This window comes from Echinicola sediminis, assembly GCF_054777495.1.
Genome location: NZ_BAAHAP010000001.1, coordinates 159,700 through 171,954 on the forward strand (window position 1 = coordinate 159,700; position 12,255 = coordinate 171,954).

Below are 12,255 nucleotides of genomic sequence, written 5' to 3' on the forward strand. Positions count from 1 at the left end.
GCCCCATTTGAGGCACACAAATATATTTAATATTCGATAAAATCGGCGACCGTTTAGGTAATTTTTAAGTTTATTTACCTATGTAACCAATTAGTTCTTCAATAGTTTAAGCAAAGTAGAAAGTCTTGACTTCAGCTGCCTCCTGTCTACAATAAAATCCAAGAAGCCATGCTCCAGCACAAATTCCGCACTTTGAAAGCCCTTAGGAAGGTCTTTACCAATCGTTTCCCGGATAACCCTTGGACCGGCAAAACCGATCAGGGCGCCAGGTTCCGCGATGTTAAAATCTCCTAGCATAGCATAGGAAGCGGTCACCCCGCCCGTTGTCGGATCAGTCACCAAAGAGACATAAGGGATCCTCGCTTCATCCAGTAAGGCCAGCTTTGCAGAAGTTTTTGCCATCTGCATCAAACTAAAGCCAGCTTCCATCATCCGGGCACCGCCGGACTTTGAAATCATCAGAAAAGGGATTTTATGCTTGAGCGAATGATCAATGGCCCTTGCAATCTTTTCCCCCACCACTGAACCCATGGAACCGCCAATAAAGTTAAAATCCATGGAAGCAATGACGATGTCCTGCCCGTTCATTTTACCAACACCTGAGCGGACAGCATCCTTCAAGCCTGTTTTATTGATGGTTGCCTCTATCCGGGAGGTATAAGGTTTGCTGTCGACAAAGTTCAAAGGATCACCTGATGTCATATTGACATCCAATTCCTCAAATTGATTATTGTCAAACAAAATCTCAAAGTACTCCTTTGACCCGATTTTTACATGATAATCGTCATCCGGACACACATAAGCGTTGTTTTTCAGCTCTCGTGTATGAATGATATTGCCTTTAGGTGTTTTAAACCAAAGGCCATCAGGAGCATCTTTTTTCTCCTGTGTCGAAGTTTTAATTCCTGCGTCTTTTCTCTTAAACCAAGCCATATAGTGTAGTTTTAAGGCTGAAAATTTCTTTTCAGGGACTACAAATTTATAGGTATTATCCGTTAAATAAAATGAAATGTTGCTTTCTCATTTTTCAACCCCGTTGGTTGTACTTTCCTGCTCTTCCCATCTGCCCATCGAAACACGGGTTTTGGGTAAAGCATGCGGGTATTTTTGCTGAAGATAGATCACCATCTGCTCTCTGACCAGGCACCTTAAATCAAAGGCCGAAGGACTGTCCTTTGCACTCATCAAACACCTGAGCTCAATGGTCGAGGCCTTTACATCGGTTACCTGCAACACCTGCACCTTCCCATCCCACAAATCGGTACTTTCCAGTATTTCCCTGAGCTTTCTCTTCAAATCTTCAATGGGAACGGTGTGGTCCACATACAAAAAAACGGTACCCCAGATATCGGCCGTAGTCCGTGTCCAGTTCTGAAAAGGTTTCTCCAGAAAATAATTAATAGGCACCACTAACCTGCGCTGGTCCCAAACGCAAACGACCACATAAGACAAATTGATTTCTTCAATTTTTCCCCACTCACCTTCCAGCACGACCACATCATCTATCCTGATCGGCTGGGTAAATGCTATCTGGAACCCTGCCAGAAAATTGGCTATGGACTTTTGGGCCGCCAGGCCGATGATGATCCCGGCCACTCCCGCAGAGGCCAACAGGCCCTGCCCTACCCTCTTTGCCGTCTCAAAACTCATCATGATGGCCGCAAACGCCACCACCACAATTACCACAATGATGATTTTCTGGATAAAGCTGATTTGGGTATAGACTCTTCTCTCTTTCAGATTGTCAGATTTGGCAAAAGAATGATACTCCAAAAAATAAAACTTCAGCAGGTTTACCAAAGCAATTAAAATCCAAGCCAAGTTGATATAAAACAGCACCTCAAACACCTTGAGACCACTGACATATGCCCATTCCTCAGGAGAGATATAGGGTTCCATAACCGGAAACAACACAAAAAACAGCCCCCACCTCAATGCCTGGGAAAGCCCCCTTACCGCCAGCTCTCCCTCCTTGGTGGAAGGCTGGTAAAACAACCTCGCCAGCGGCTTAAAAAACAACCATAATACCATATGGCTACTCAATAGAAGCCCTACAGCAATAATAATGAAATACAATCTACCATCCATTGGAAAATTTGTTTAGTGAAAAACAGCAAAAGAGGTTATTGGGGGCTTGATTTCAGGGGAAAATCCAAGGTATTTTCCATCCTTGCCGTGAAGGGCATGGAGGTAACCTGTGGATTAATTACATTTGTCATTTGTTAGCCTAAGCCAAAAATATGACGAAATTTAAAGCGAATTGCGTTATAATATAAAGAGAACCAATAGCATATCCAAAAACCTGAAATGACACTATCTTTTATCCTCTTACTTGCCGGAGCCATACTGACCGGCGCTTACTTCCTCTATGGCAAGTACGTCTTCAAGAAATTCAAGATCAGCGACAGGAACAAAACACCTTCCCATCAGTTTACGGATGGAGTGGACTATGTCCCTAGCCGACCGATAGTGGTCCTCGGCCATCATTTTGCATCCATTGCCGGAGCAGGCCCTATCGTCGGGCCAATTATCGCCGTCACCTTTGGCTGGGTTCCCGCCATTATCTGGATTTTGGTGGGCGGCATTTTTTTTGGCGCTGTCCACGATCTGGGCAGCATGGTAGCATCCATGAGAAACGAGGGTAAATCCATCGGAACCATCATCAAAAACACCATCGGACACAGGGGAAAACAGCTTTTCATGATGTTCAGCTTTTCCACCTTGATATTGGTCATTGCCGTATTTGCAGACATCATCGCCAAAACCTTCATCAACAATCCCGGGGTGGCCTCTGCCTCCATTTTATTCATTATCCTGGCTGTAGCCTTTGGACTGGTCAATAAAAGGGTGGCCCATAAAAAAATACTTTTCACGCTCGTTTCCATTATAGGAATTGTGCTCATGTACTATTTCGTTTACCTGGGCATGCAAATCCCCTTTGACCTGGACTATCAGCTATGGCTGTACATCCTGCTGGCCTATGCCTTCATTGCTTCAGTCACCCCTGTATCCCTACTTCTTCAGCCAAGGGACTACCTGAACAGCTTTTTGCTTTATGGGCTGATCATACTTGCAGTGGCCGGCGTGCTGTATGCCAATCCTGAAATCAAAATGGACACACAGGTCCATGTTTCCACAGAAAACCTGGGCTACCTGTTCCCGGTACTTTTTGTAACCATAGCCTGTGGAGCCATAAGTGGGTTTCATTCATTGGTAGCTTCAGGAACCACCTCCAAGCAGATCGACAAAGAAGGAGACACCAAGGTAGTCGGTTTTGGAGGAATGCTCATTGAATCATTTCTGGCCATCATCTCGGTTGGAGCTGTCATTATCCTCAGTAGAGAGGAATACTTGGGCAGCCTCCTTGCAAAGGACCCTGTCACCATGTTCTCAGACGGCTTGGGCTCAATGATGGCCACTTTGGGCATTCCCGAGCAACTGGCGGTAAGTTTCGTCGCCTTGACCGTTTCGGCATTTGCCCTGACCACACTGGACACCTGCACCAGGCTGGCCAGGTTCACTTTACAGGAATACTTCGAAGAAGTTCAGCACCCCATTGGGGAACAATTGTCCAAAAACAGGTACCTGAGCACCGGTATCGTCGTGCTGCTTTCCATTCTGCTGATCCGCTCGGGAGGCTTTACCACATTGTGGCCTATTTTCGGATCCGCCAACCAATTGCTCGCCGCTTTAGCCTTACTGGCCATAGCCGTCTGGCTGATCAAAACCAATACCAACGCTACTTTTGTCATTATTCCCATGTTTTTCATGTTCACCGTAACCCTCACTTCTTTAGGTATATTCGCATGGAAAAACTTCCAAGAACAATCCTATGTACTGTCAACCATTGCCGCGGTTCTTTTCGTACTTTCCGTGGTATTGATCATCCTTGCCAAAAAAAGCCTGGAGCAAAAATCCATTCTTCCGCAAACAGAAACTTAACCTGCTGACTATAAAGTTTTTGCCCCTCATTTTGGTTATAATAACATAATATTATTAATTGCATGCTCCATTTAAATTCCTAATCAAGAATAGTGTGATTCAGCTCCTTTTCAAAGCCAAATTTTCCCTGATTGCCCTTTTCAGCGTCCTTCTCATTTCCTCCTCTTGTATTCGGGACAATGAAGTGGACGAAAGGCGCGAAAGTATCCGGGCGGCCAAACAAAGCCCCGGGATTTCAGCCAACGACATCCTATCAGCAAACAAATTCAGTGGCATCACGCTTGAAATACAATACATGGAAGGCTATCCGCCTTCACCGGAAACCATGGATGCACTGACCTCCTGGCTTATCCCCTTGGTCAATAAACCCAATGGAATAGAAGTAAACGTATCCTCCATCGTACCGGTAGGACAGGAAAAATACAGCCTTCAGGAAGTACGGGACATAGAAGATACTAACCGCACGGCCTATAATAATGGAAATGAACTGGGAATGTACATATTGATCCTTGACGGCTATTTTGACGAGGATACGGGCAATGAAGTTAGCCTGGGATTTTCCCACCGTAACACCTCCATTGCACTGTTTGGAAAGCGCATAGCAGAAAACTCGGACAGGTTTGGCAGACCCAGCAAAGAAAAACTGGAAACCACTGTTCTGGAACATGAATTGGCGCATCTGATGGGCTTGGTCAATCTTGGCTCTGACATGGTCATAGACCATGAGGACAAAGACCACGAACGTCATTGCGACAATGAGGATTGTTTGATGTATTGGCTAGTAGAAACCAACATCCTGTCCTCTTCACTCCAAAATGGCATCCCCGTTTTGGACGAAAACTGCAGAAATGACCTGAAAGCCAATGGGGGAAAATAAAACTCCCCTCACTTCAATCCATTAGTGGTTATCCAATGGCTTACATGCTGTGAAACGGCTCGGCCACTTTCTTAGAAATCCTCCATGCAAAACCAATATTGATTAGGTAATCCGCAAAGGCTGCATCACCGTGCCGATAACGGTCAGGTGTAGAATTTTGGACATCCCAATAACTTCTTGTCCTGTTTCTCTCGATTGCTATTGGCACATTCAGGTTAATAGAAATTTTTTGTTTGGAATAATTGATTCCTGGCTCTACAGACACGACAAACCCCGGTCTTCTGAAGCCATTGCTTCCGCCAACCAAATCGTGCACAGGAATACATTCATGCCTTCCCCCCAAATAAAAACTCAATCCAGGAACGGCACTTACATAAGTCGCTCCCAACCTAAGCGCATATTGGTCCGGGACGGAGAACTCCGTTGACCCATTTCTGGCAGATTCCCCGTTGGTTTCTCTAGGATTGGACAGATAATAAAAACTTCCATTAAGCATAAAATGATGAGAAAGTATCCTGTAAGCCTGGACCTCCAGTGTCCCCCCAAATCCCCCATCACCAGGCTGAATGGATTGATCAACGGTAAGCTCCAGGGTTTCATCCCTATTTTCTCCCTGGTTGTAAAAGGTCCCCGTGGCACCATAATTACCTGTGGGCAGTTTTACACCCAAGCCCACTGAAAAATTGCCTTTGGGGTTTTCCTCCGAATTGAGCACCCAATAAGCAGCACTTAACCTTACATCGCCTAGCCCGCTTGAATAGGTCTTATGACGATCCCCCAATCCATTAGGAGGATTCCCGCCATGCTCATACATGGAAGAACGCTCATGATAAACAATAGGCAATACTAGCGATCCATAGAGCCTGTCAGTAAAGCCATAAGAAACAGATGCATCAAGGAAATAGGAATCATTGATCACCTCTGTCCCTTCCTCCACCCGGTTGGTTTCCTCTTCCTTTCCCCGAAAATGCCTGAAAGAATGGAAATAGCGAAAATTACCATTTACAAGCCAATCTCCTTTTGACAAAAAAGCTTGAGAACCTACCTGCCCATTGCATCCCGAAAAACCACGGATAGCGACACAGCCCTGCGAATAAACCCATTGGCCGGAGATAAAAAGAATGAAGGATAAAATAAACACGTAAAATTTCTTCATATACATTGGGGGTTTACATAGACAGCTACTTTCGAATTTTGTTTTTTAAACAACCATCCAATTTGCACAAAGTACCCATAAAACCCAAAACATTATTTGTCATTGGACAAATAATGAAAAATAAAAAAGGAGCCCCTTTTCAGGAACTCCTTTTACTATGTTCAGAAATCAGATCAGCATGAGATGCCTAATCTTTGACCTCTTCATAATCTACGTATTCACCGCCTTTGATATCTTTTCCACTTCTTTCTTTATACTCTTTGGGCACATAATCCACTTGGATTTCTCCATTGCTTTGGGCATGCTTTTGAGCCCTCTCCTGATCTCTTGCCGCTTCATTGACCTGCCGGGCAAATTTGGCCAGCTTTGACCTGAGAAAATAACGGACAAGCTGTCCCAACAACCACCCAACACCCAGAAGTATAATCAGAAATTTTACCAAAACGATTTTTATTTAATTTGAGAATTACCTACTCAGATAAAGGTTTCTCTCTGAGTAAATCTTCAGGAAGTAATCATCCATTAAATCATCAATGAAGTAGATTGCCTCCCCTGTAGATTTCATCTCAGGACCCAACTCTTTATTTACATTCGGGAACTTATGGAATGAGAACACCGGCTCTTTGATGGCATATCCTTGCTTGGTAGGCTTGAATTCAAAGTCAGTCACTTTGTTTTCACCCAACATCACTTTCACAGCATAATTCACATAAGGTTCCTGGTAGGCCTTACAAATAAAAGGAACGGTTCTGGAAGCCCTTGGGTTCGCTTCAATCACATAAACTTTGTCATCTTTGATGGCAAACTGGATATTGATCAAGCCAACAGTCTTCAAGGCCAATGCAATCTTCTCGGTATACGTTTCGATCTGCCTGATCACCAGGTCACCTAGGTTATACGGAGGAAGTACCGCATAAGAGTCCCCAGAGTGGATACCGGCAGGCTCGATATGCTGCATGATACCAATGATGTAGACATTCTCCCCATCACAAATCGCATCCGCCTCTGCCTCAATGGCTCCTTCCAAGAAGTGGTCCAACAGGATTTCATTGTCAGGAATATCTTTCAATACCTCTACCACATGCTGCTCCAGCTCTTTCTCGTTGATCACAATCTTCATTCCCTGACCACCCAATACATAAGAAGGTCTTACCAATAGCGGGAATCCGATGATCTTGCAAAGCTCCAGGGCTTCGTCGGTATTATGAATAGTACCAAATTCAGGATAAGGTACATCATTTGCTTTTAACAGGCTGGAAAATTCACCTCTGTCCTCGGCAAGGTCCAGAGCATCAAAGCTTGTTCCCAAAATTTTGATGCCATATTTCTCCAGTTTTTCGGCCAGCTTCAGAGCAGTCTGTCCACCCAACTGCACAATCACACCCTCCGGCTTTTCGTGAAGGATGATCTCGTAGATATGCTCCCAAAATACCGGCTCAAAGTACAGCTTATCCGCAATGTCAAAGTCCGTAGAAACCGTCTCAGGGTTACAGTTGATCATAATGGTTTCATAACCGCACTCTTTGGCAGCCAAAACACCGTGCACGCAGGAGTAATCAAACTCGATACCCTGACCGACCCGGTTTGGTCCAGAGCCCAACACGATGACTTTCTTTCTGTCAGAGGCAACCGACTCGTTTTCTTCTCCGAATGAGGAATAGTAATACGGCGTCTGGGCCTCAAACTCAGCGGCACAGGTATCTACCAGCTTATACACGCGCTTGATTCCCATTTCCTCTCTCCGCTTCTGGAACACCTGACTTTCCAAGCATCCCAACAGGTGGGCGATCTGACGATCCGCATAACCTTTGTGCTTGGCGAGGACCATCAGCTCCTTAGGTATGGTATCCAGCGTATATTTATCAAGGGTAATGTCCAGATGAACCAGTTCTTCGATTTGCTTCAGGAACCACTTATCGATCTTGGTAAGGTCATGAATGGTCCTGAAAGATATGCCCAACTTAAAGGCATCGTAAATGTGGAACAGACGGTTCCAGCTGGGGTGTTCCAAGCTGTACAGAATCTGCTCCTGGTTCTTCAATTCTTTTCCATCCGCACCTAGACCATTTCTTTTGATCTCAAGAGACTGACAGGCTTTTTGAAGGGCCTCCTGGAAGTTTCTTCCAATCCCCATTACCTCACCTACAGCTTTCATGGAAAGTCCTAAACGACGGTCAGAACCTTTGAATTTATCGAAGTTCCATCTTGGGATTTTCACGATCACATAATCGATCGCAGGCTCAAAATAAGCGGAAGTTGTTCCGGTGATGGAGTTCTGGAGTTCATCCAGGTTATAGCCAATGGCCAATTTAGCGGCTACTTTGGCAATGGGGTACCCGGTAGCTTTAGAGGCCAATGCTGAAGATCGGGATACCCGTGGGTTGATTTCTATACCAATGATGGTCTGGTTGTCCGGGCTTACAGAGAACTGTACGTTACAGCCTCCGGCAAAATTCCCGATACCGTTCATCATCTTGATCGCCAAATTCCTCATTTCCTGATACACGGTATCCGGAAGGGTCATCGCTGGAGCCACCGTGATGGAATCACCGGTATGCACCCCCATTGGGTCAAAGTTTTCAATGGAGCAGACTACGATCATATTGCCCAAACTATCCCTGAGCACTTCCAACTCATATTCTTTCCAGCCAAGGATACTCTGCTCGACCAACACCTCGTGGGTAGGTGAGGCTTTAAGACCACTCATAAGTGCCTTTTCGAAGTCCTCTTCCTTTTCCACGAAACCACCTCCGGTACCCCCAAGGGTATAAGAAGGTCGGATTACCAGTGGAAACCCTATTTCCTGGGCAATCTCTTTTCCCTGCAGGAATGAAGTCGCAGTCTTCCCTATACAAACCGCTACATTAAGCTCTTCCATAAGAGCCTTGAATTTTTCACGGTTCTCCGCCGTTTCAATGGCATCGATGTCCACACCGATCATTTTCACATTGAACTTGTTCCAGATTCCTGCCTTGTCCGCTTCGATGGCCAAGTTCAGGGCGGTCTGACCTCCCATGGTAGGAAGGACACAGTCAATGTCCGGATGCTCGGTAAGTATTTTTACAATGGATTTCTTCTCCAGCGGAAGCAGATAAACATTGTCTGCAGTAACCGGGTCCGTCATAATTGTTGCCGGATTTGAATTGATCAAGGTCACCGTAATGCCTTCTTCCCTTAAGGATCTGGCCGCTTGGGACCCCGAATAATCAAACTCACAGGCTTGGCCAATTACGATAGGCCCACTTCCAATGATCAGTACATGTTTAATGCTAGTATCTTTAGGCATGCTATTAGAGAGGTTTGGATAAGTTTTTTACTTATGGCTAAATTGGTGCAAAATTAAGTAAATTATTGGAAGATGCAGGGATAATTAAGAAAAACATCCTCCACGGGATGAATTAATTGCCACATTGGCAACACCTGTCTTCTCCCCTTTCCTCAGTATCAGCTTCTTTGCCCAAAACAAAAACGGCCACAGAAAACCTGCAGCCGTTTCAATAGAGCACTTAAATCCTTACTTTAACTTACCTTCCGTATCCGTATAATTTCCTGTAATAGTCCCTCCATTGTTCCACACATTTCCGTAAACGGTTATCGAAGAACCTTCCCCGACAAAATCCAGTTTTGCCCCGCTGTTGAGCGTTAGGTTCCCGTATATGACCAAACTTCCTTCTATGGTCATGGTATCGTTGATCTGCAAACCGGTATCCTTATTGTATTGTCCGATCACCAAGGAACCTCTCATATTAAATACGCCATTGGAGTTAATATTTGACCAGCCTTTGACGGACAATGACCCACAGAAAGTAAAGGAATCGTTCACATTCAAACCGTCAAGCACCAAAGACCCTGAATATGCCTGAGGCTGTCCGGAATTGATATTCATCCAAGAATTGCCTGTATAAGCCGGCAAATCCGCACAAACAACATCATCAATTTCATCGGCCAAGTTAATCCTCAAGATCTGCAAACCCTGTAAACCCGAAGCAACAAACAGATACTCATCATTGGCTTTTACAAAATTGGAAGAACCGAGCAGGTCCAGCACTCCAAGAGAAGCAATATCGTTTTCCAGATCTACGGCGCTGACCCCTGCAGATCCATTGGCCATAAAGAGATGCCTTACATTCGTACTTACCGCGTTGGTCACTATTTCTTCAGTAACCAGGCCGTCAGAAACTACAGGTATACTGATGGACTTCACCTTTCCTCCGTCGGCCACAGCATAGAGACCTGCCCCACTAGCACCCTCGGACACGATCAGCAGGTTTTCGTGCACATCCATGGTTCTTTTTGCTCCGGAATAATCTGGCGCCAAAGCAATGCCGTATTCCTTTGCCAAGGTACCGGGATTCAGTGCACTCACCCCCTGCTCTCCGTCCAAAACAAAAAGTTTTCCTTCTCCAAATACCACAGAACGCAAATCAGCGAATTCCTGCTCACCCACTACTGATGAGTTGTCCCGGCTGATCAATGCCAAAGCTCCATCCACACCACTGGTGCTGACTATATTGTTGTCCGTATGGTTCACATCCGTCCCTACGTATCCCTTTAAAGTGGTAAAGGAAAAATCAGAAGTAAACCGCCCGTTGGCTGTAGATACCGTAATCAAATTAGCAGGACCTTCGACTCCATAATCTGCGTCTACATTTACTGCAGCCGCAATAAATAATTTACCATCTACGTAATCAACCGCACTTAAATCCGCCTCTTTAAAGACAGCTTGGCTTACAATTTTAGGAGCCAACACGTTGCTGATGTCGAAAATATCAACCGCTCCCAAGTATTGCTCACCGATCGTATTGTAGGTAACATAAGCATAATCCCCGTCAATGTCCACGTGTGTCGCCTGAAGGGTGTTGCCATCCACAACAGGAGCCTCTACTTGGGCAATCAATTCCAACGGCAAGTTTCCGGCCACCTCTTCTTCTTCGCTGATCCTGCCCCCTATTGCTGCAGTGGCTTCGGAGGTAATCCCGACCACCCCCGTATTTTCCCTACTCAAGCGGGTATTTAATGAGGCCTCGTCTGTATTCAGTACAATTTGGTTGTTCCCGTTGCTTGGGACTGCATCTTCCCTATTACAAGCAAAAAAAACCACGGAAGAAACCAAAATAAAATACAATAGTTTATCATTCATACTAACTGCTTTTTTTTGTGTTTAAACAATAACAAAATGTTTGTGAACGCAAATATAGCGGTATTAAAAACATTCTCAACAAAAGCACAAAAAACTTATTTACCAAATCGCAGTTTCCAATAACAGGCAATACCAAAAAAAATACCGTGATGGCCATCACGGTATTTTTCAATTATATCTCACCCGGAAGATATGTTCTGGTACATAGCCCGGGCCTCAGTTTGAAAGCTTACATCACCTACACGTGCAAGGCCCTGTTTTCAGTAGCGGCCAGACAAGCCTCCTTAAACGCTTCGGTATAAGTCGGATGGGCATGTGACATTCTTGCAATATCTTCAGCAGAAGCCCTATATTCCATTGCTACCACCGCTTCAGCTATCATATCGGCAGTTCTTGGACCGATCATATGCACTCCAAGGATTTCATCGGTAGTGGCATCCGCCAAAACTTTCACCAAACCATCGGTATCCATGGATGCCCTGGCCCTACCTGAAGCCAAAAACGGGAATTTACCGGCTTTATATTTGATGCCTTTCTCCTTCAGCTGCTCTTCGGTATACCCTACTGCCGCTACCTCTGGCCAAGTATATACCACCCCAGGAATCAGGTTATAATTGATATGTGGCTTCTGACCGGCCAATTGCTCGACAACCAGCACCCCTTCTTCCTCAGCCTTATGGGCAAGCATTGCCCCTTTGACCACATCACCGATCGCATAGATATTGTCCACGCTGGTCTTTAGGTGCTCATCCACTTCTACCTGACCGCGCTCATTGATTTTAACTCCGGCAGCTTCGGCATTGAGTCCATCAGTATAAGGTCTTCTTCCGATAGAAACCAGCACATAGTCGCCTTTCACCTCCACGGTTTCTCCTTTGCTGTTTTCTGCTTTTACAATTACCTCCTTGCCCTTATTCTCTACAGAGGTCACTTTGTGCTTCAAATAAAATTCAAAGCCCAATTTCTTCAATGATTTTTGAAGCTCTTTCCCCATGGTTTTGTCCATGGAGGGAATCAGCGAATCCATAAACTCCACGGTGGACACCTTTGCACCCATTCTTGCATACACGGAACCCAGCTCCATTCCTATCACCCCACCGCCGATCACGATCAGGTGCTTTGGAATCTCCTTCAGCTTCA

The 12,255-nt window shown here is 45.2% G+C and carries 9 protein-coding genes; 2 read left to right on the forward strand and 7 right to left on the reverse strand.

Annotation, left to right across the window (positions count from 1 at the left end):
• Positions 1–90: 90 nt before the first annotated feature.
• Complete coding sequence (gene accD / locus ACYVAA_RS00735; protein WP_460538080.1) at positions 91–933, reverse strand: acetyl-CoA carboxylase carboxyltransferase subunit beta; 843 nt, start codon at positions 931–933, stop codon at positions 91–93.
• Between the two features lie 87 nt (positions 934–1,020).
• Entirely contained in the window at positions 1,021–2,088 is a 1,068-nt protein-coding gene (locus ACYVAA_RS00740) for a mechanosensitive ion channel family protein (RefSeq protein WP_460538081.1), read from the reverse strand.
• Between the two features lie 219 nt (positions 2,089–2,307).
• Between ACYVAA_RS00740 and ACYVAA_RS00745 the strand changes: the two genes are divergently transcribed.
• On the forward strand, positions 2,308–3,942 hold the full coding sequence (locus ACYVAA_RS00745) for a carbon starvation CstA family protein (RefSeq protein WP_460538082.1): 1,635 nt from the start codon (positions 2,308–2,310) through the stop codon (positions 3,940–3,942).
• Between the two features lie 94 nt (positions 3,943–4,036).
• Positions 4,037–4,819: a zinc metalloprotease gene (locus ACYVAA_RS00750; RefSeq protein WP_460538083.1), complete on the forward strand. Its 783-nt coding sequence runs from the start codon at positions 4,037–4,039 to the stop codon at positions 4,817–4,819.
• A gap of 40 nt (positions 4,820–4,859) precedes the next feature.
• Here ACYVAA_RS00750 and ACYVAA_RS00755 read toward each other — a convergent pair whose 3' ends face one another.
• The 5 genes from ACYVAA_RS00755 to ACYVAA_RS00775 form a co-directional block, all read right to left on the reverse strand.
• A complete protein-coding gene (locus ACYVAA_RS00755) occupies positions 4,860–5,975 on the reverse strand; it encodes a transporter family protein (protein WP_460538084.1) in 1,116 nt (371 codons plus the stop codon).
• Between the two features lie 187 nt (positions 5,976–6,162).
• Positions 6,163–6,417, reverse strand: a complete 255-nt coding sequence (locus tag ACYVAA_RS00760) for a DUF4834 family protein (protein ID WP_460538085.1) — start codon at positions 6,415–6,417, stop codon at positions 6,163–6,165.
• Between the two features lie 24 nt (positions 6,418–6,441).
• Positions 6,442–9,261 (reverse strand): carbamoyl phosphate synthase large subunit, encoded by a 2,820-nt coding sequence (gene carB / locus ACYVAA_RS00765; protein ID WP_460538086.1) that lies wholly within the window; start codon positions 9,259–9,261, stop codon positions 6,442–6,444.
• Positions 9,262–9,489: 228 nt separating this feature from the next.
• Positions 9,490–11,115, reverse strand: a complete 1,626-nt coding sequence (locus ACYVAA_RS00770; RefSeq protein WP_460538087.1) for a hypothetical protein — start codon at positions 11,113–11,115, stop codon at positions 9,490–9,492.
• A gap of 238 nt (positions 11,116–11,353) precedes the next feature.
• Positions 11,354–12,255: FAD-dependent oxidoreductase (locus ACYVAA_RS00775; protein WP_460538088.1), on the reverse strand; the 902-nt coding region annotated here is incomplete at its 5' end.

What these genes read in the sequence shown, in the direction of transcription:
- accD (WP_460538080.1), bottom strand. Translation starts at nt 933, where the DNA reads ATGGCTTGGTTTAAGAGAAAAGACGCAGGAATTAAAACTTCGACACAG.
- ACYVAA_RS00740 (WP_460538081.1), bottom strand. Translation starts at nt 2,088, where the DNA reads ATGGATGGTAGATTGTATTTCATTATTATTGCTGTAGGGCTTCTATTG.
- ACYVAA_RS00745 (WP_460538082.1), top strand. Translation starts at nt 2,308, where the DNA reads ATGACACTATCTTTTATCCTCTTACTTGCCGGAGCCATACTGACCGGC.
- ACYVAA_RS00755 (WP_460538084.1), bottom strand. Translation starts at nt 5,975, where the DNA reads ATGAAGAAATTTTACGTGTTTATTTTATCCTTCATTCTTTTTATCTCC.
- carB (WP_460538086.1), bottom strand. Translation starts at nt 9,261, where the DNA reads ATGCCTAAAGATACTAGCATTAAACATGTACTGATCATTGGAAGTGGG.
- ACYVAA_RS00770 (WP_460538087.1), bottom strand. Translation starts at nt 11,115, where the DNA reads ATGAATGATAAACTATTGTATTTTATTTTGGTTTCTTCCGTGGTTTTT.